General features: G+C 71.7%; 15 protein-coding genes. 10 read left to right on the top strand and 5 right to left on the bottom strand.

Annotated elements, in window-relative coordinates; translation table 11 throughout:
• Positions 1-90: 90 nt before the first annotated feature.
• From ACFY1P_RS33685 to ACFY1P_RS33670, 4 genes are all read left to right on the top strand, one after another.
• Entirely contained in the window at positions 91-963 is an 873-nt protein-coding gene (locus tag ACFY1P_RS33685; RefSeq protein ID WP_361529887.1) for an alpha/beta hydrolase, read from the top strand.
• Positions 964-1,051: 88 nt separating this feature from the next.
• Complete coding sequence (locus ACFY1P_RS33680) at positions 1,052-1,840, top strand: class II aldolase/adducin family protein (RefSeq protein ID WP_390752796.1); 789 nt, start codon at positions 1,052-1,054, stop codon at positions 1,838-1,840.
• A 184-nt stretch (positions 1,841-2,024) separates the two neighbouring features.
• A complete protein-coding gene (locus ACFY1P_RS33675; protein ID WP_361529892.1) occupies positions 2,025-3,050 on the top strand; it encodes a L,D-transpeptidase in 1,026 nt (341 codons plus the stop codon).
• Positions 3,051-3,177: 127 nt separating this feature from the next.
• Positions 3,178-3,708, top strand: coding sequence for a DoxX family protein (locus ACFY1P_RS33670; RefSeq protein WP_390752795.1), 531 nt, complete (start codon positions 3,178-3,180; stop codon positions 3,706-3,708).
• A gap of 30 nt (positions 3,709-3,738) precedes the next feature.
• Here ACFY1P_RS33670 and ACFY1P_RS33665 read toward each other — a convergent pair whose 3' ends face one another.
• Complete coding sequence (locus tag ACFY1P_RS33665; protein ID WP_361529898.1) at positions 3,739-3,978, bottom strand: hypothetical protein; 240 nt, start codon at positions 3,976-3,978, stop codon at positions 3,739-3,741.
• Entirely contained in the window at positions 3,965-5,281 is a 1,317-nt protein-coding gene (locus ACFY1P_RS33660; protein ID WP_390752794.1) for a PspC domain-containing protein, read from the bottom strand. Before ACFY1P_RS33660 ends, ACFY1P_RS33665 begins: the two co-directional genes overlap by 14 nt.
• Positions 5,282-5,519: 238 nt before the next feature.
• Between ACFY1P_RS33660 and ACFY1P_RS33655 the strand changes: the two genes are divergently transcribed.
• From ACFY1P_RS33655 to ACFY1P_RS33640, 4 genes are all read left to right on the top strand, one after another.
• Positions 5,520-7,199 carry a protein kinase gene (locus tag ACFY1P_RS33655; RefSeq protein ID WP_390752798.1) on the top strand — a complete coding sequence of 560 codons (1,680 nt, stop codon included), beginning with the start codon at positions 5,520-5,522 and terminating at the stop codon, positions 7,197-7,199.
• Between the two features lie 68 nt (positions 7,200-7,267).
• Positions 7,268-8,536 carry a PspC domain-containing protein gene (locus ACFY1P_RS33650; protein WP_361529907.1) on the top strand — a complete coding sequence of 423 codons (1,269 nt, stop codon included), beginning with the start codon at positions 7,268-7,270 and terminating at the stop codon, positions 8,534-8,536.
• Positions 8,533-9,216 carry a response regulator transcription factor gene (locus ACFY1P_RS33645; RefSeq protein WP_361529910.1) on the top strand — a complete coding sequence of 228 codons (684 nt, stop codon included), beginning with the start codon at positions 8,533-8,535 and terminating at the stop codon, positions 9,214-9,216. The genes ACFY1P_RS33650 and ACFY1P_RS33645 overlap by 4 nt, the downstream gene beginning before the upstream one ends.
• Positions 9,217-9,361: 145 nt before the next feature.
• Positions 9,362-10,474: an alpha/beta hydrolase-fold protein gene (locus ACFY1P_RS33640; RefSeq protein WP_361529913.1), complete on the top strand. Its 1,113-nt coding sequence runs from the start codon at positions 9,362-9,364 to the stop codon at positions 10,472-10,474.
• A 276-nt stretch (positions 10,475-10,750) separates the two neighbouring features.
• On the opposite strand, the gene ACFY1P_RS33635 is transcribed toward ACFY1P_RS33640, so the two are convergent.
• Positions 10,751-11,833: a C40 family peptidase gene (locus ACFY1P_RS33635; RefSeq protein ID WP_361533282.1), complete on the bottom strand. Its 1,083-nt coding sequence runs from the start codon at positions 11,831-11,833 to the stop codon at positions 10,751-10,753.
• A gap of 360 nt (positions 11,834-12,193) precedes the next feature.
• On the opposite strand from ACFY1P_RS33635, the gene ACFY1P_RS33630 reads away from it, so the two are divergent.
• Positions 12,194-12,547, top strand: coding sequence for a hypothetical protein (locus tag ACFY1P_RS33630; RefSeq protein WP_361533285.1), 354 nt, complete (start codon positions 12,194-12,196; stop codon positions 12,545-12,547).
• A 99-nt stretch (positions 12,548-12,646) separates the two neighbouring features.
• Positions 12,647-15,127: a DNA helicase PcrA gene (gene pcrA / locus ACFY1P_RS33625; RefSeq protein WP_361533288.1), complete on the top strand. Its 2,481-nt coding sequence runs from the start codon at positions 12,647-12,649 to the stop codon at positions 15,125-15,127.
• A 394-nt stretch (positions 15,128-15,521) separates the two neighbouring features.
• Here pcrA and ACFY1P_RS33620 read toward each other — a convergent pair whose 3' ends face one another.
• Positions 15,522-17,024, bottom strand: a complete 1,503-nt coding sequence (locus ACFY1P_RS33620; RefSeq protein WP_390752793.1) for a M23 family metallopeptidase — start codon at positions 17,022-17,024, stop codon at positions 15,522-15,524.
• A gap of 252 nt (positions 17,025-17,276) precedes the next feature.
• Entirely contained in the window at positions 17,277-18,155 is an 879-nt protein-coding gene (locus tag ACFY1P_RS33615; protein WP_390752792.1) for an esterase/lipase family protein, read from the bottom strand.
• Positions 18,156-18,431: the final 276 nt, after the last annotated feature.

Below are 18,431 nucleotides of genomic sequence, written 5' to 3'. Positions count from 1 at the left end.
CTCCGCCATGCCAGCCATACCCAGAGCCCCTGGGCCCTCCGATCTTACGAATGACCAGAGTCAGACCCACACCTGAAAGGTAGGACCGCCATGCAGCGAACCCTCGACATCTCCCCCGGTGTGCGGCTGTGGAGCGAGGAGCGCGGTGCCGCCGACGCGCCCCCGCTGCTGCTGATCATGGGCGCGCAGGCGTCCGGCCTCGGCTGGCCCGAGGAACTGGTCGACGCGCTGGCGGCGCGGCACCGGGTGATCCGCTACGACCACCGCGACGCCGGGCGCTCGACCTGGTCGTACGACACGGACCCCTACCGCATCACCGACCTCGCCGACGACGCGCTCGCCGTCCTGGACGCGTACGGCGTCGAACGCGCCCACATCGTCGGGATGTCACTCGGCGGCATGCTGGCCCAGTTGCTACTGGCCGACCATCCGGAGCGCATTCTCAGCGCCACCGTCTTCAGCACCTGCGCGCTCAGCGAGAAGTCGCTGACCGCTGCCGACGGCACGGAGACCGCCGTCGCCGACCTGCCGGGCATCGACCCCCGCGTGCTGGAGATGTGGGCGCGGCCCGTCGAGGACCACGGCCTGGAGGCCGAGCTCGACCGGCGCGTGGAGCACTGGCGGATGCTCAGCGGCACCGAACTCCCCTTCCACGCCGACGAGATGCGTGAGCGCGAGCGCCGGATCATCGAGCACGCGGGCCGCTACGACGTCTCCACCGCCCACGGGCGCGCCGACCACTCCGGCATGCTGCGCACGGAGGAGCTGGCGCGCAACACTGTCCCCACGCTCGTCGTGGAGGCCCCGGCCGAGCCCGTCTTCCCGCCGCCGCACCCGAGCCACCTCCAGCAGGTCATCGGCGCCGCCCGGCTGGTGCGGATGCCGGGCATGGGGCACGCGCTGCCGCGCGAGTGCCTCGCGCCGCTCGCCGGAGCGATCCTGGAGCACACGGCGGGCGTGTGATCCCGTGGTGTCGTGACCCTGTTCCCCTGGCTTACCCGGAGGTAGCTTCCGAGGCGTACGGAACCGCGCGCATCGTAAGGAGAAGCTCATGTCGCCAAGGCCCGAGCCCGTACCCGCGGATCAGCTCCGGTTCGCGCTGCCGCCGAAGCACGAGAGCGTCGAGGACGAGCGGCAGCACCGCAAGGAGCGGCTGGCCGCCGCGCTGCGGATCTTCGGACGGTTCGGCTTCGAGGAGGGCGTCGCGGGGCACATCACCGCGCGGGACCCGGAGTTCACGGACTGCTTCTGGGTGAACCCCTTCGGGATGTCCTTCAAGCACATCACCGTCAGCGATCTGATCATGGTCAACCACGACGGGCAGGTCGTGGAGGGGCGCCACCACGTCAACGAGGCCGCGTTCGCGATCCATTCGCAGATCCACCGGGCCCGCCCGGACGTCGTGGCCGCCGCGCACAGCCACTCCACGTACGGACGGGCGCTGGCCGCCCTCGGGGAGCTGCTGGAGCCGATCACGCAGGACGTCTGCCCCTTCTACCAGGACCACGCGCTGTTCGACGACTACACGGGCGTCGTCGTGGACCTGGAGGAGGGCCGCCGCATCGCGACCGCCCTGGGGTCGCACAAGGCCGTGATCCTGCGGAACCACGGGCTGCTCACGGTCGGGGACTCCGTGGACGCGGCGGCCTGGTGGTTCATCACCATGGAGCGCTCGTGTCAGGTGCAGCTCCTGGCCAAGGCCGCCGGGAAGCCGGTGCACATCGACGCCGCGCACGCCGAGGAGACCCGGGAGAGGCTGGGCAACGACCTGGCCGCGTGGATCAACTACCAGCCGCTCTACGAGCAGATCACGCGCAGCGAGCCCGAGCTGCTGAGCTGAGCCCGCCGGCCGCCGGCCCGCGTCGATGCCGGTGGCCAGTGGCCGGACCCCCGCCGACAGGTGGGGGTCGCTCGTCCTTCCGGGCGCCTTTTCGGGGCATTCGCCCTGCTTACGATGGTCGGGAGCCGGGGCTTTGCCGCCTCGGCTCCGCCGTGCCTGGAAGCAATGAACCGGTTGGAGAACCATGCGCCTCTCCCGTTCCGTCGGGCTGTCCGCCGCCCTGGCCCTGGCCGGGCTGGCCGTCACCGGCTGCGGCAGCGGCGCCGAGGCCGAGGAGCGGCCCGCCGCGAAGTCCTCCTCGCAGGCACCGGCCTCGCCGTCCCCTTCCGCCACGCCCGTCACGGAGAGGCCGGCCCCGGCCGCCCAGCTGCTGACCAACGCGGCGAAGGTCGTACGCCCGGAGATAGCCCCGGCCAACGGCGAGAAGGTCGGCGTGGGCCAGCCCATCGCGCTGGTCTTCAAGCAGCAGAAGATCGCCAAGGAACTGCGCGCGGGCATCGAGGGCCGGCTGAAGGTCTCCACCTCGCCGAAGGTCCCCGGTGCCTGGCACTGGAACGAGACCAAGGGTGACACCCGCGTCCACTTCCGTCCCGAGAAATACTGGCCGGCCGGGACCAAGGTCACGCTCGACGCCCGCCTGGCGGGCGTCAAGCTCGCCGAAGGCACGGCCGCGGGCGGCGGCGACCGCACGGTCTCCTTCACCGTCGGCGACTCGATGATCAACACCGTGGACCTCAAGGCCCACAAGATGACGGTCGTCCGCAACGGCGAGACGCTGCGGACCATCCCCATCAGCGGCGGCGACGAGTCGAAGAACTTCCAGACCCGCGACGGCATCAAGACCATCCTCGCCAAGGAGGGCCGGGTCGTCATGGACTCGCTGTCCATCGGCATCCCGCGCAGCCATCCCGACGGGTTCTACGGGTCGTACGACTTCAGCATGCGCGAGACGATCAGTGGCGAGTACGTGCACGCGGCCCCGGACAACGCCGAGTCCTTCGGCAAGGAGAACGTCAGCCACGGCTGTATCGGCATGTCGACCGCGGACGCCAAGTGGCTGTACGGGCTGAGCCTCAAGGGCGACGTCGTGCAGGTCACCGGCAGTTCCAAGCCGAAGCCGATGGACCGCTTCGGCAACGGCTACGGCGACTGGAACCTCAGCTGGCAGGAGTGGCTGGACGGCAGCGCGCTGGGCGTCCGCGCGGGCTGAGAAATCCGCCAGCCCTTCGGGTGACGCCGATGCGTTGTCCACAGGTAGGTTGTCCACAGGGCTGAACACGCACCGCCTCCCGTACGTATGGTCGGATGACGACAGAGACGGAGAGGCGGCGGACGGTATGTCATTCCTGGGTCGCGGGGAGGCGGTGGGCGGTGCCGGCGAGCGGCGGCGCTCCACGCTCTCGCGGTATGCCCTGCTGCCGCTGAGGATCTTCCTCGGCGTCACCTTCATCTACGCGGGACTCGACAAGCTCACCGACTCCGCCTTCCTCGCGAGCAGCGGGCCGGGCTCCCTCGGTGAACTGCTGCACTCGGTGCGGGATTCGAGCGCGGTCCCGGCCCTGGTCGACCTCGCGCTGAAGAGCCCGGTCGGCTTCGGTTACGCGATAGCCCTGGGCGAGCTGGCGGTGGGCATAGGCACCCTCCTCGGCCTGCTCGCCCGGGTTGCGGCGGCGGGCGGCGCCCTGATCTCGCTGAGCCTGTGGCTGACGGTGAGCTGGTCGTCCACGCCGTATTACTACGGCAACGACCTCGCCTATCTGATGGCCTGGCTGCCCCTGGTGCTCGCGGGCGCGCCGTATCTGTCGCTGGACGCCATAGGGGCCCGGGGCCGCCGGGACCACGCGCGGCGGGGGAGGCTCTTCAGTTGACGGGGCGTCAGTTCCTCGCGTGGGGTGGGGTCAGCGCGGGGAGCGGTCCAGGGGGTCGGGAGCGTCGCCGCCGCGGGCCCGGTGGCGGCGCACCGCGAAGGCGAGGGAGGAGACGAGGCCGGCCACGCTGAAGCCGATGCCCAGGGCGGGCAGCAGGGCGTAGGAGGGGAAGTGCCACGAGCCGTGCGCCAAGGAGAGATAGGCGAAGCAGCCGCCCAGCAGCACCAGTCCGACGACGACCTTGCCCGGCTCGAATTCATGCCGTCGCACGGTCCACCTCCACCTGGCCGATGCCGACCTTCAACCGGATCTCCAAGGTGCCGCGCGAGGTCTGTCCGACGCGGGGCTCCAATGTCAGGTGCTGCTTCTGGTTCGGCCTGATGTCGACATTGTCGCGGCCCTCGCCGGGCATCCGGACGTCGCCGACGCCCACGTCGACGGTCAGCTTCGTCGTCACGTCCTCCGGGACCACCAGCCTGATCTGTCCCGCGCCGACCTCGGCGGCCGTGCGGACCGGGGTGTCCTTCGGCCACTGGAGGCCGGTCAGGTCGAGCACGCCCACACCGCTGCCCAGCCGGTAGGTGTCCCGCACGGAGGCCGCGCTCTCGGGGTGCCAGGTGGACCGCGTCCAGTCGGAGGTGACCGACTTGGGCAGCGCGGCCGCCCCGCACAGCAGCACCGCCGTCAGCACGGCCATGACGACCGTGCCGCCGCCCGTGCGGCCGTACAGCGAGCTGATCGCGATGCCGAGGCCGTAGGCCCCGAGGGCGAGCGCCAGGCCGGTCTCCAGGCTGGTGCCCAGCGGCTGGTGGTGCCAGGTCAGGCCGGTGCCGAGGGCGAAGAGGAGGAGGGCCAGCAGGAAGATCCAGCCGCCGAGCGGGTGGGGGCGGCGGACCGGGCGGGAGCGGGTGCGCTCGGCGGTCTCCTTGTCGTACGGGCCGTCGTCCGGGCCCCACAGATAGCCGGTCCGCGTGCCCATGGGGCCCGTGGTGCCGTCCTTGACGATCGGGTCGCGCCACCAGGACGGCGTGCCCGGGGCGGGCGGCGCCTTCGTCTCCGGGGGAGCCTCCACGGTCTTCGGCGGCTTCGACGGCTTCTGCGCGCTGGCGGCCGCCTCCTCGGGGGTCTCCGGGCGGTGGCGGTGGCTCGACCAGTAGGCCGCGCCGGCCAGGGCGACGGTCAGCATCAGCGCGAAGGACATCACCGCGCTGTTGTTGAGCATGGACAGGAAGAGGCCGCAGCCCACCAGGGCGCACAGCACGGCGGTCAGGGCCGGGCCCTCGACGCGCCCCGACAGCAGCCGCTTGCCCTCGTTCTCCTCCTCGCCCTCCAGCGGGATGAGCAGCCACGCGAAGCCGTAGACGATCAGGCCGAGGCCGCCGGTGACCGCGAGCACGCCCAGCACCACCCGGAAGATCACGGGGTCGAGGTCGAAGCAGCGGCCGAGGCCGCCGCACACGCCGGCGACCACCTTGTGCTCACGGCTGCGCCGCAGCGGTGGCCGGATTTCCGGCGGGGAGCCGTGAACCGCGCCGCCCTGCTGCGCGTCCTCGGTGGTGGGTGTGTCGGTCATACAGAACATGGTGTCAACCGGAACGCGCTTTCGGCACACCTCTCAACCCTGGCCGTTCCCTGAGATCACCCCTGAGACCGCGCCGGATATCGTGGCGCATCGAACGCGTATGGGGGAAGCGGAGGGGTGCACGGTGTCTGAGTCAGCGTCCGGGTCCGCGGCGGCCGGGCCGGGGGCGGACCGGGGACGGCTGGTCGCCGGCCGGTACCGGCTGCTCGAGCGGATAGGCCGGGGCGGCATGGGCACCGTCTGGCGCGCCGAGGACTCGCTGCTGGACCGCCAGGTCGCCCTCAAGCAGCTGCACGTAGCGCACTATCTGGACGAGGACGAGCTCGCCACGCTCTACGAGCGCACCCGGCGCGAGGCCCGCAGTGCCGCCCGGATCAACCATCCCAACGTGGTCGTCGTCCACGACGTGGTCGAGGACCGGGGCCTGCCCTGCATCGTCATGGAGTACGTGCCGTCGACGACGCTCGGCGACGTCCTCAAGAGCGGCACGATCACCCCCGACGAGGCCGCCCGGATCGGCCGCGGCATGATCGCCGCCCTGCGCGCCGCCCACGCCGCCGGGGTGCTGCACCGCGACGTCAAGCCCGGCAACGTCCTGCTCGGCGAGGGCGGGCGGGTCGTGCTCACCGACTTCGGCATCGCGCAGTCCGCCGGCACCTCGACGCTGACCAAGACCGGCGAGATGGTCGGCTCCATCGACTACATCGCCCCCGAGCGGGTCAAGGGCGCCAAGCCCGGCCCGGCCTCCGACCTGTGGGCGCTGGGCGCCACGCTCTACCAGGCGCTGGAGGGCCGGCCGCCGTTCCGCAAGGACACCGCGGTCGAGACGGCCTACGCGATCGCCATGGACCCGCTGCCGCCGCCGCGCAACGCGGGACCGCTCACCAGGCTCGTCGAGACGCTGCTGGCCAAGGACCCGGCGCTGCGGCCCCCGGCCGAGCTGGCCGAGCAGATCCTGCGGGAGCCGGCCGCGGAGTCGGAGACCGCGACCCACCCGGCCGTCTCGGAGCCGGTGGTTCCGCCCGCCCGCCAGGAGGAGCCGCCGCCCGAGGACGCCACCGCGCCCGGCGTGCGTACGGACGGCACGGCACGTACGCAGACGGGGCCCCGCACGGACGGCACGGCGCGTACGCAGGCCGGGCCCCGTGCGGATGGTGTACGCGCCGCGAGCGAGGCGGCGACCGAGGTGAGGACGGAGCCGGCTGCCGCCGGAGCGCCCGCTTCCACCGGACCGCCCGCGTCCTCCGGCGGCAAGGCCCGCAAGGGGCGTGCGCTGCTGTGGAGCGCGGTGGCCGTGGTCGCCCTCGCGGGGATCGCGGGCGGCGCGTACGTCTACCTCCAGGACGGCGGAACCCCCGAGGACACCGTGGCCCGCGACGAGCCCGGCAAGGAGGCCGCGTCCGGCGGGCCCCGGCCGACGACGCCGAAACCCTCCCCGTCCGCCTCGTCGTTCTCACCGCCGCCGGTGCCGGCGGGCTACCACCTGGTGGAGGAGAAGAAGCTCGGCGTGTCCTTCCCCGTGCCCGACGGCTGGACCCGGCAGGAGAAGTCGGCGGTGGAGGTCGACTACCTCGACCGCACCACCCGCGTCGGCCTCAAGATCAACGTGCTGGACTTCGCCGGACCCGACCACCTCCAGCACTGGAAGGACGTCGAGGGCCAGCTCAAGACCGAGCTCAACGGCTACAAACGGGGACGCATGCAGGAGACGTCCTTCCGGGGGGAGCCCGCGGCGGTCTGGGAGTTCACCTTCCAGGGCCGGGCGCGCGAGTACCGCGCGATCGACCTCGGCTTCGGGCGGGAGGGCGGCAACGAGTACGCGATCTACCTCTCGGCCCCGTCCGCCGACTGGGACCGCTACCGGCCCGTGTTCGACGTGGTGAGCGAGGGCTTCCGCCCCAAGCGGTAGCCCGACCCCGGGTCTTGTCAGGGTCGACCCTGATGCTCCCGCCCGCTTCCCCGTGTGACGATCGGACCATGACCACCGCCACCCCCCATACCGCCGACGACCGCCCCCTGCGCAAGCTCTACCGCAGCGCTGAGGGGCGGATGCTGGGCGGCGTGGCGCGCGGCCTCGCCGGACACCTCGGGGTGCCGGTCTCGTGGGTGCGCATCGTCTTCCTGGCGCTACTGCTCGCCCAGGGCATGGGCGCGGTGCTCTACGCCGTCTTCTGGTTCGTCGTCCCGCTCGGCGTCGGCGGGGTCGACGCGCCCCGCCCCGCGCCCGTGGAGACCTATCCCGGCGGCCCGCGGCGCCTCTTCGCCCGCAAGCCCGACCGCGGGCAGGTCTTCGCGCTGCTCGCGCTCGTCATCGGCGCCGCGATCTTCGTCGACAACCTCCACCTCGGCCGCGCCAACGCCTACATCTGGCCGATGCTGCTGGTCGGCGCGGGCGTCGCCCTCGTATGGCGGCAGGCCGACAACGCCCGGCGCGCGCACTGGATGGAGGTCAGCCGCCGCAAGCGCGTCCTGCCGCTCGCGCGCGGCGCGGCCGGCGTCGTGCTCGCGGGCGTCGGTGTCACCGGCATCGTCGTGCTCCAGGGCTCGGCCGAGCACCTGGGCACGGTCCTCCAGGCGTCGCTGGCCGTCCTGGTCGGCATAGCGCTGCTGGCCGGACCCTCGGTCGTACGGATGACCCAGGACCTCTCCGCCGAGCGCACCATGCGCATTCGCGCCCAGGAGCGGGCCGAGGTCGCCGCCCACGTCCACGACTCCGTCCTGCACACCCTCACCCTGATCCAGCGCAACGCCGAGGACCCCCGCGAGGTCGCCCGCCTCGCGCGGGCGCAGGAGCGCGAGCTGCGCGCCTGGCTCTACCGCCCCGAGGGCCGCGGCAAGGACGAGGCGGAGGAGCCCACCACCCTCGCCGACGCGGTCAAGGCCGCCGCCGCCGAGGTCGAGGACCACCACGGCGTCCCGATCGAGGTCGTCGTGGTCGGCGACTGCCCGCTGGACGAGCGGCTGGCCGCGCAGATGCAGGCCGCCCGTGAAGCCATGGTCAACGCCGCCAAGTACGGTGGCGACGGCGGCGCCGTCCAGGTCTACGCCGAGGTCGAGGGGCGTACGGTCTTCGTCTCCGTGCGCGACCGCGGCCCGGGCTTCGACGTGGACGCGGTGCCGGACGACCGGATGGGCGTCCGCGAGTCCATCATCGGCAGGATGCAGCGCAACGGCGGCACGGCGAGACTGCGGTCCGTGCCCGGCGGGGGAACCGAAGTGGAGCTGGAAATGGAGAGGGCGTCATGACGACCGAAGAGACGGCGGAGCGCCATGTGCGGGTGGTGCTCGTGGACGACCACCGGATGTTCCGCACCGGCGTGCAGGCGGAGATCGGGGCCACCGACCGCACGGGCGTCGAGGTGGTCGGGGAGGCCGCCGACGTCGACCAGGCGATCACGGTCATCACCGCGACCCGCCCCGAGGTCGTCCTCCTGGACGTCCACCTCCCGGGCGGCGGCGGCGTCGAGGTACTGCGCCGCAGCGCCCCGCTGATGGCCGACCCGGAGCGCCCGGTGCGCTTCCTCGCGCTGTCCGTCTCGGACGCCGCCGAGGACGTCATCGGCGTCATCCGCGGCGGCGCGCGCGGCTACGTCACCAAGACCATCACCGGCACGGACCTGGTCGACGCCGTCTTCCGGGTCAAGGACGGCGACGCGGTCTTCTCCCCGCGGCTCGCGGGCTTCGTCCTCGACGCCTTCGCCTCCACCGACGCCCCGCCGGTCGACGAGGACATGGACCGCCTCACCCAGCGCGAGCGCGAGGTGCTGCGCCTGATCGCGCGCGGTTACGCCTACAAGGAGATCGCCAAGCAGCTCTTCATCTCGGTGAAGACGGTGGAGTCCCATGTGTCGGCGGTGCTGCGCAAGCTCCAGCTGTCCAACCGCCACGAGCTGACCCGCTGGGCCACCGCCCGCAGGCTGGTCTGAGACGGCCGCCCGCCCGTCCGCCGCGCCCGGCGGCCGGGCGGGCGGGAACCTGCGCGGCCCCCAGGCCATCTAGAACGGGCGAGAGGCTCTCACTCCCGTAGGGCCGGGGCCCGAACCGGGCCCTCCGATCCGAAACGAGAGCCCGATGAGCCTGACGGGGACGCCCTTCCTCCTCACCACGATCGTGCTGGTCGTGCTGGCACTCGCCCTGCCGCTGACCCTGTGGGGCCGGATCGGCGGGCCCAAGGCCGTACGCCACGTCACCCGCTTCCTCATGCTGCTGTTCGCGCAGGCGACCGCGATCACGCTGGTGTTCGTGATCGTCAACAACGAGAACGGGCTCTTCGACAACTGGGCCGACCTCCTCGGCACCGGCAACCACGTCCGGGCCGCGGCCGACCTCGGCCCCGACGGCACCGGCGGCAAGGCCGTGCAGGACGAGCCGAAGGTGCTCCAGAAGTTCACGCCCGTCTCGGACAAGCGCATGGGCGCCGGCGTGCGGCAGACCGAGCTCAAGGGGCACATATCGGGCGTCGAGGGCGAGGTCTACGTCTGGCTGCCGCCGCAGTACGACGACCCCGCCTACAAGGACAAGAAGTTCCCCGTCGTCGAGGTGCTGCCCGGCTTCCCCGGGTCGGCGAAGGCGTGGTTCGGCTCGCTGGAGGTCAACACACAGCTCAAGCCGATGATGGAGAAGGGTGAGGTCGCGCCCTTCATCATCGTGGCCCCGCGCACGACCCTGCTCGGTGACGTGGACTCCGGCTGCGCCAACATCCCCGGCAAGGTCAACGCCGACACCTGGCTGAGCGTCGACGTCCGCAAGATGGTCGTCGACAACTTCCGCGCGGAGGAGAAGCCGGACGGCTGGGCCGTCGCGGGCTACTCGGCGGGCGCGCACTGCGCCGCGAAGCTGGCCGTCGCCCACCCCGACCGCTACCGCGCGGGCGTCAGCCTGTCCGGCTACAACGACCCCGCCGGCGAACCGGCCTCCCTGACCGCCAAGACGCCCGAGCTGCGCGACGAGAACAACCCCTGGAAGATGCTCCAGCGGGCGAAGACGCCGCCCCGGGTGGCCCTCTTCGTCTCCGGCGCGGAGGACGACGGCTACCAGGCGGGCATGGCCCTCAAGCAGGCGGCCAAGGCGCCGACGACGGTGGACGTGGTGAAGGTGCCGGCGGGGGCGGGCGGCCACGGCACGGCGGTGTGGGAGCGGCAGGTGCCGGATGTCTTCCGGTGGCTTACGAAGCGGGTTCAGTAGGCGGGTGCCGGGGCTTTGTTCCCCAGCCCCGCCCCTTCCCGAAACTGGGGCGCTGCCTCAGACCCCGATGTGCGGGTCCGTTGCCGCCTGCGGCGGAGAGCGCCCTGCTGGGGGTCCCCCCGGACGAAGTCTGGGGGAGCGTCCTCAAACGCCGGACGGGCTGGAATGTGCGGACTGTAACCAGCGAATTCAGCCCGTCCGGCGTTTGAGGACACCGCGCGGAGCGCGGTCCGGGCGTCTGGGGGCGTAGCCCCCCGTTACAAACAAGCCGCACCCTCAAGCCGGCCGCGCCGCCCCGGCGAACGGCATTTCGGAGACCGGAGCCACCCGCACCGGCGCCCCCGGATGCGGGGCGTGGATCATCTGGCCGCCGCCCACGTAGATGCCGACGTGGCTGACACCGGAGTAGAAGAACACCAGATCCCCGGGCTCCAGCTGGCTGCGCGCGATGCGCCGCCCGGCGTTGATCTGGGTGTAGGTCGTGCGCGGCAGGGACACCCCGGCCGCCTGCCAGGCGGCCTGCGTCAGGCCGGAGCAGTCGTACGCCGACGGGCCGGTGGCGCCCCAGACGTACGGCTTGCCGAGCGCGGCGTACGCGAAGGCCACGGCCTTGGCCGCGCGCTCGGTGGGGGCCTGGGCGCCGCCGTCCTGGGTGACGGCGTGGACCGTGCGGGCCGCCGTGGGCACGACGGCCGCCACGTCGGGCGCCGGGGCGGAGGTGATGTCGCCCTGCTCGACGGCCGTACGGTCCGGGGCGGGCATCTGGTCGAGCAGCTGCCGGGCGTCGTTCAGCTTCGCCTCGATGGTCTGCTTGTCGCGGGCGAGCGAGGACTGCTGGCGCTTGAGCTCGGCGAGCCGGCGGTCGGCGGTGGTCCGCACCTGCTGGACGTCCCGCAGCTCGTGCCGGAAGCGGTCGACGGCGACGGCCTCGCGGCTGCCCGCCTGGTCGGCGAGGGAGGCCCGGTCCAGATACTGGCCGGGCGTGGAGGACAGCAGGAGCTGCACGCTCGTGGGGATGCTGCCGTCGCGGTACTGCGCGGTGGCCACGGACCCCAGCGCGTCGCGGGCGGCGTTGAGCTTCTGGGTCTTGCGGGCGGCCTCGTCCTGGAGGCCGCCGAGGGCGGTCTCCGCGGCGCGGGCCTTCTCCTTCGCCCCGTTGTAGCGCTCGGTGGCGACCTCGGCCTGCTGGTAGAAGCGGTCGACCTGCTCCCGCAGCTGGGCGGTGGTCGGGCGGGGCGCGGCCTGGCCGGTGCCGTCGAGGACGGTGGCGGTGGCCGCGCCCGCCAGGGCCAGGGTGGCCGCGGTCCGCACGGTGCTGCTGGCGAGCGGGTGCTGCTTGGGCTTTCGGTGCGATGCCACGTCGGCCGTCACTTCCTTCTTCCACACCGGCTGATGGTGCTGGTGGTGCGGTTCGCGCTGGTGGTGCTGGCTTGTCCCGGTCCTGCCGTACGGCCTCGTCCGGCCCTGCGGCGCAGACGGCGGCGGCCCGCGGGGAGGGAGAGAACGCGGACCGCCGCTGTCTGGGGCAGGACGCTAAACCGAGGGGTCACGCCCGAGAACGCACATGACCGCTACTGGCGTGAATCGGCCATGATGCGACTGCCGTTGATCGAGCGGAACGCGTCAGTACGGATGGATATATGCCGTGCGTGATCGAAGTGACGATTGAGCCCTACCTCACTGTCGAGGGGTGCTATGACCCCGGCTAGGGTCGGCCTCATGGACGTACTGATTCACGCCGTCGTGGGCCTCCACATCATCGGCATCGCCGCCCTGCTCGGCGGCTTCATGACCCAGATGAAGGCCATGGGCAAGGGCGAGGCGCGCATGGTCCCGGCGATGCTGCACGGGGCCCTGACCATGCTGGTCACCGGCATGGCGCTGGTCGGCCTGAACCAGGCCGAGGGCTACACCCTGAACACCTTCAAGATCGGCGTGAAGCTCGCGTTCCTGATCGTGATCCTCGGGCTGGTCTATGTGAAGCGGGACGACGAGAAGGTCGAGGCCGCCGCCTTCGGCACCGTCGGCGCGCTGACCGTGGCCAACATCTTCATCGCGCTGCTCTGGACGTAGCCCCCCGAACCCCGGGCCCCGCACGGATCATGGCCGATTCGCGGGGTGCCCGGGGAAGTGGGACCGGCTGTCAGTGGGGCGGCCTAGACTCGGGAGGCGATGAGCAGCCTCTTTGACGACAGCTTCCTGGCGGATCTCGGCCCCAGCGGCGAGGAGCCCCCGCCGCCCCCGGAGGACGCGGCCCCCGAGCCGGTGCCGCACGACCTCTTCGGGGGCGCTTTCGACGCGCCCGTGCCCCGGGAGGCGTATTACCGCGACGGCGCGGCCCGGCCCGCCGTCGACCCCGCCGCGCTGCTGGAGGGGATGAACGACCAGCAGCGCGCCGCCGTCGTGCACACGGGCTCGCCGCTGCTGATCGTCGCGGGCGCCGGGTCCGGCAAGACGCGCGTGCTCACCCACCGCATCGCCCACCTGCTGGGCGCCCGCCACGTCCACCCCGGCCAGATCCTCGCGATCACCTTCACCAACAAGGCCGCGGGCGAGATGAAGGAGCGCGTCGAGGAGCTCGTCGGCCCGCGCGCCCACGCGATGTGGGTGATGACCTTCCACAGCGCGTGCGTGCGGATCCTGCGCCGCGAGAGCAAGAAGCTCGGCTTCACCTCGTCCTTCTCGATCTACGACGCGGCCGACTCCAAGCGGCTGATGGCGCTCGTCTGCCGGGATCTCGACCTCGACCCGAAGAAGTTCCCGCCGAAGTCCTTCAGCGCGAAGATCTCCAACCTCAAGAACGAGCTCATCGACGAGGAGACCTTCGCCGGGCAGGCGGCTGGGGGCACCTCCCAGACGGAGTCTGGGGGAGGTTTCGAGAAGACGCTGGCCCAGGCGTACGCGATGTACCAGTCGCGGCTGCGCGAGGCCAACGCGCTGGACTTCGACGACATCATCATGACCACGGTCCACCTGCTCCAGGCCTTCCCGGACGTGGCCGACCACTACCGCCGCCGCTTCCGGCACGTGCTGGTCGACGAGTACCAGGACACCAACCACGCGCAGTACACCCTGGTGCGCGAGCTGGTCGGCACCCCGGACAACGCCCCCGAGGACGGCGTCGCCGAGCTGTGCGTCGTCGGTGACGCCGACCAGTCGATCTATGCCTTCCGCGGTGCCACGATCCGCAACATCCTCCAGTTCGAGGAGGACTATCCGGACGCCACCACGATCCTGCTGGAGCAGAACTACCGCTCCACGCAGACGATCCTCAGCGCCGCCAACGCCGTGATCGAGCGGAACCAGAACCGCCGCCCGAAGAACCTGTGGACCGAGGCCGGGGCGGGCGCGTCCATCACCGGCTATGTGGCCGACACCGAGCACGACGAGGCGCAGTTCGTCGCCGACGAGATCGACCGGCTGACGGACGCCGGCGACGCCAAGGCCGGCGACGTCGCGATCTTCTACCGCACCAACGCCCAGTCGCGTGTCTTCGAGGAGATCTTCATCCGCGTCGGCCTGCCCTACAAGGTCGTCGGCGGCGTGCGGTTCTACGAGCGCAAGGAGGTCCGCGACGTCCTCGCGTATCTGCGGGTGCTCGCCAACCCCGAGGACACCGTGCCGCTGCGGCGCATCCTCAACGTCCCCAAGCGCGGCATCGGCGAGCGCGCGGAGGCGATGATCGACGCGCTGTCCCTCCGCGAGAAGATCAGCTTCGCGCAGGCGCTGCGGCGCGTGGACGAGGCGTACGGCATGGCCGCGCGCTCGGCCAACGCGGTCAACCGCTTCAACGTCCTGATGGAGGAGCTGCGCACCGTCGTCGAGTCGGGGGCCGGGCCCGCGACCGTGCTGGAGGCGGTGCTGGAGCGCACGGGCTATCTCGCCGAGCTCCAGGCGTCCACCGACCCGCAGGACGAGACCCGCATCGAGAACCTCCAGGAGCTGGCGGCCGTCGCCCTGGAATTCGAGCAGGAGCGAGAGGGCGAGGAGGACCAGGGCACGCTGGCCGAGTTCCTGGAGAAGGTCGCGCTCGTCGCGGACTCCGACCAGATCCCCGACGAGGACACCGAGGGCACCGGCGTCATCACGCTGATGACCCTGCACACGGCAAAGGGCCTGGAGTTCCCCGTCGTCTTCCTCACCGGTCTGGAGGACGGCGTCTTCCCGCACATGCGCGCCCTCGGCCAGACGAAGGAGCTGGAGGAGGAGCGGCGGCTCGCCTACGTGGGCATCACCCGGGCGCGCGAGCGGCTGTATCTGACCCGGGCGAGCATGCGCAGCGCCTGGGGCCAGCCCTCGTACAACCCGCCGTCGCGGTTCCTGGAGGAGATCCCCGAGCAGTATCTCCAGTGGCGCCGCACGGGCCCCGCGACGCCGTCCGCGTCGATGGGCGCGGTCTCGGGGCTCACGCCCGGTTTCTCGTCCTCGCGCGGCAGCGCGAAGGCGGGCCCGAGCGGCTTCGCGACCCGCCGCGCGAAGGAGAAGCCGGTCGTGGCCCTCACCGTCGGCGACCGCGTCACGCACGACTCCTTCGGCCTGGGCACGGTCGTCGCCGTCAAGGGCAGCGGCGACAACGCGGAGGCGACGGTCGACTTCGGCTCGGAGAAGCCGAAGCGGTTGCTTCTGCGGTATGCGCCGGTGGAGAAGCTTTAGCCCTGCGGGGCGGTGGGGTTGGGGTGCGGGTTGCTTTCGCCTGCGGCGCTTTGTTCCCCTACCCCGCCCCTTCCCGAAACCGGGGAGACCCCGGGCCTCCGGACCGTGCTTCGCGCGGTGTCCTCAAACGCCGGACGGGCTGGATTGCACGGATCGTGGGTTCGTTGCCTGCGGGCCGCAGGGAGGCGGACTACGGTCCGCAAATCCAGCCCGTCCGGCGTTTGAGGACGCTCCCCCAGACTTCGTCCGGGGGGACCCCCAGCAGGGCGCTCTCCGCCGCAGGCGGCAACGGACCCGCAGTCGGGGGTCTGGGGCACGCGCCCCAGTTCGGGAAGGGGCGGGGCTGGGGAAAAAGCCCGCCGCAGGCGCCCGCGCCCCCGGCCGAGGCGCAGCCCTACGTCGGGTCGAGGTCGTGCGCCCTGAGCCACGGCAGGGGGTCGACCGCCGAACCGCCGGGCCGGACCTCGAAGTGGAGATGCGGCCCCGTGGAATTGCCGGAGTTGCCCGAATAGGCGATGACGTCACCGGCCTTGACCTGCCCGGAGCGAAGCTTCGTGCTGCTGAGGTGGCAGTACCACGTCTCCGTGCCGTCGGGCGACGTCACTATGGCCATGTTGCCGTAGGCGACGTTGTACTGCGTACGGACCGTACCGTCCGTCGCGGCCATGACCGGCGTCCCGTAGCTGACGGGGAAGTCGATGCCGGTGTGCACGGACATCCAGTTGACGCCGGCCTGCCCGAAGTACGCGCTGAGCCCGTGCTGGTTGACGGGGAGCGCGAATTTGGGGCGCTCGGCCTCCTTGCGCGCCGCTTCCTCCGCCTTGCGCTTCTTCTCCTCCTCCTGGCGCGCCTTGAGGTCGAGGCGTTCCTGGGTGCGGGTGGCGCGGGTGGCGAAGTCGTCGGCGCCCCGGCTGAGGCCGGCGAGCTGGGTGTCCAGCTTGCTGTTGGCGATCGAGGGGACGGCCGCGGTGTCCGGAGCGGCGGCGGCCTGCGTCTGTTTCGCGTCGCTCTTGCCGCCGGAGACGGAGGCGGCGGCGATGCCCGCGACGCCCATGACCGCGACCGAAGGGACGGCGACGGTCAACAGGGCCTTGCGGTGGGGCCGGTGGCCGGTGCGGGAGGAGGCTCCCTTGCGGCGGCTGCGGCTCTGCGCCGGAATGTCCGGTGCCGCCGGTGCGGCCTGCTCGTCCACGGGCTCCGGCTGCTCGATCACGGACATGGTCCGGGTCTCGGCGTCGGCGACGTACTGCGCGCCGGGTGAGGGAGCGGGCCCGAGGCCGGCACCGGAGAGGTCGACCATGAGCGTGGGGGTGTGCTGCGCCTCGGGCGCCTCGGCGTTCGCGTACGCGCTGGTGTCCCAGGTCTGCGTCTGCTGCTCGCTGACGTCGCCCCATCCGGCGTTCTGCTGCTGTTCCCAGCCGGTCGCCTGCGTTCCGGGGGTGTCCCAGCTCTGGGCATGGACGGAGGCGTCCGGTTGCCAGCCGCCGTCGGCGGGCTGTCCCCAGCCGGAGCCGGTGGAGGTGTCGTACGGCCCGGCCGTGTTCCAGGTGCCGGTGTCCGTGGCCGGGACGCCGCCCGGGTGGCCCCAGGCGGAGGTGTCCCACTGGCCGGTCTGCCCGGTGTCGTAACCGGTGAACTCCCAGGTCTGGGTCTGTCCGGCGGTGCCCTGGTCCCAGCCGCCGTCGGCGAACTGTCCCCAGCCCGAGGTGTTGCCGCCCCAGGAGGCGTCGGGGGAGTGGCCCCAGCCGGAGGTGTCCCACTGGCCGGAGTCCTGGCCTTCGTAGCCGGGGTAGCCGTGCGGGGTGCCCTGCTGCTCGTACGACGTGTAGTGCCCGTAGGAGATGTCCTGAGCGGGACCGGCCGGGCTGGAGCCCGCCGACGGGTGACGGTCGTTCACCACCACTTCTCTTTCGCCTCGGGAGCAGGAGAATTAGCGGCGACTGTACCCGGCGGTTCGGGATGGCGACAATCTTCGTCACGTTTCAGGTGGCCCTGGGGCGGGCATTTGGCCGCCTTTCGGTGGACTGAACCCCGGGAAACCGATTTGACGTTCGAAGGTTGTTCGGTTTTCTGGCGAGCGGAATCGAGTTTGTTACCCCCAGGGGTGAACGGGCCGGGGTGCGCGGCGCCTTGCGGGCGCGGCCGCGGATCAGGCGACCGATGCCGCGCCGGACGCCTCAGCTGCGGTTTCCTCCGTGGTCAGGGCCTGGCGGACGCCCGCGGCCACCGCCCAGTGCACCGGCAGCGCGAGATGGCCGACGCCGGTCACGCGGACATTGCGGGTGATCAGATCCGGGTGATCGATCCGCGCCGTCTCGACCGGCACCATTATCTGGTCCAAGTCGCTCCAGAAACTGATGAATTGGGTCCGGCAATCGGGGGCGGGGGCGGTGAGTTCGGTTATGACCTCCGAACCCGGGCGCATCTGCCGGACGAGAGGGTGCGCGGACATCAAAGGCGCGACGCGGGTGCCTCCGTGCGGGGTGCCGAGCGTGACGAGCGTCCTCACCCGGGCGTCCCCGCCCAGCCGTTGGACGTAATAGCGCGCGATCAGCCCGCCGAGGCTGTGGCCCACCACGTCGATCTCCGCCCGGCCCGTCCGTGCGCAGAACTCCTCCACGTGCCGGGCCAGTGACTCGGCGGCGAGCCGGGCGTCGCAGGTCAGCGGGGAGTAGTTCAGGGACTCGATCTGCTGCCAGCCGTGCCTGCGGAGGGAGCGGCGCAGCAGGACGAAGACGGAGCGGTTGTCGATGAAACCGTGGAGAAGGAGAACGGGCGGGCGGGGCGCGTGTTCTGTTTTCTGTTCTGTTTCGCCTTCTGTTCCCGATTCCGATTCGGCTTCGGGCGTGTCGTTGCGCCCTGTGGGTGGCGGGGGCAGCGGGGGCGGGCGGCGCTCCTGCGTCAGGCCGGTGGGATAGAGCAGCGCGTGGCCCGTGAGGATCGCCAGCTCCAGCAGCGTGGACCGGACGAGCAGCGCCGAGGGGCCCAGCAGGGCGGAGAGGATGCTGATCAAACGCAGGGCCGCCATGGCCGACCTCCTGAACGGCACACAGAAGGCGGCTCTCTCCCCCCGTGCGCATTCACGGGCAGCTGTGCGCCGCAGGTCGCATCGCTGTGCCGCGCGGCTGTCGGCACAGCGCTGCGGCGAGGTCGCAGCGGCTCCCCTCGCGACCGCCCGCGATCCCGCCGCTCCGGTGACGCGAGGGGCTTCGAGGCCCCTGGGATACGGAAGCGGGAGGGCGGTGCGTAGCGAACGTGTTGTCCCACGTGTGATTTCCCCCTCCCTCTCCACCGCGAAACGGCC

Source organism: Streptomyces sp. NPDC001407, assembly GCF_042895325.1.
Lineage (GTDB): Bacteria > Actinomycetota > Actinomycetes > Streptomycetales > Streptomycetaceae > Streptomyces.
This window is presented reverse-complemented; position numbering and strand designations above follow the sequence as displayed.

Excerpts from the sequence above, each read along its gene's own strand:
- ACFY1P_RS33645 (WP_361529910.1), top strand. The coding sequence starts at position 8,533 with ATGACGACCGAAGAGACGGCGGAGCGCCATGTGCGGGTGGTGCTCGTG.
- ACFY1P_RS33680 (WP_390752796.1), top strand. The coding sequence starts at position 1,052 with ATGTCGCCAAGGCCCGAGCCCGTACCCGCGGATCAGCTCCGGTTCGCG.
- ACFY1P_RS33660 (WP_390752794.1), bottom strand. The coding sequence starts at position 5,281 with ATGACCGACACACCCACCACCGAGGACGCGCAGCAGGGCGGCGCGGTT.
- pcrA (WP_361533288.1), top strand. The coding sequence starts at position 12,647 with ATGAGCAGCCTCTTTGACGACAGCTTCCTGGCGGATCTCGGCCCCAGC.
- ACFY1P_RS33615 (WP_390752792.1), bottom strand. The coding sequence starts at position 18,155 with ATGGCGGCCCTGCGTTTGATCAGCATCCTCTCCGCCCTGCTGGGCCCC.
- ACFY1P_RS33675 (WP_361529892.1), top strand. The coding sequence starts at position 2,025 with ATGCGCCTCTCCCGTTCCGTCGGGCTGTCCGCCGCCCTGGCCCTGGCC.
- ACFY1P_RS33685 (WP_361529887.1), top strand. The coding sequence starts at position 91 with ATGCAGCGAACCCTCGACATCTCCCCCGGTGTGCGGCTGTGGAGCGAG.
- ACFY1P_RS33650 (WP_361529907.1), top strand. The coding sequence starts at position 7,268 with ATGACCACCGCCACCCCCCATACCGCCGACGACCGCCCCCTGCGCAAG.
- ACFY1P_RS33630 (WP_361533285.1), top strand. The coding sequence starts at position 12,194 with ATGGACGTACTGATTCACGCCGTCGTGGGCCTCCACATCATCGGCATC.
- ACFY1P_RS33670 (WP_390752795.1), top strand. The coding sequence starts at position 3,178 with ATGTCATTCCTGGGTCGCGGGGAGGCGGTGGGCGGTGCCGGCGAGCGG.
- ACFY1P_RS33655 (WP_390752798.1), top strand. The coding sequence starts at position 5,520 with ATGGGCACCGTCTGGCGCGCCGAGGACTCGCTGCTGGACCGCCAGGTC.
- ACFY1P_RS33640 (WP_361529913.1), top strand. The coding sequence starts at position 9,362 with ATGAGCCTGACGGGGACGCCCTTCCTCCTCACCACGATCGTGCTGGTC.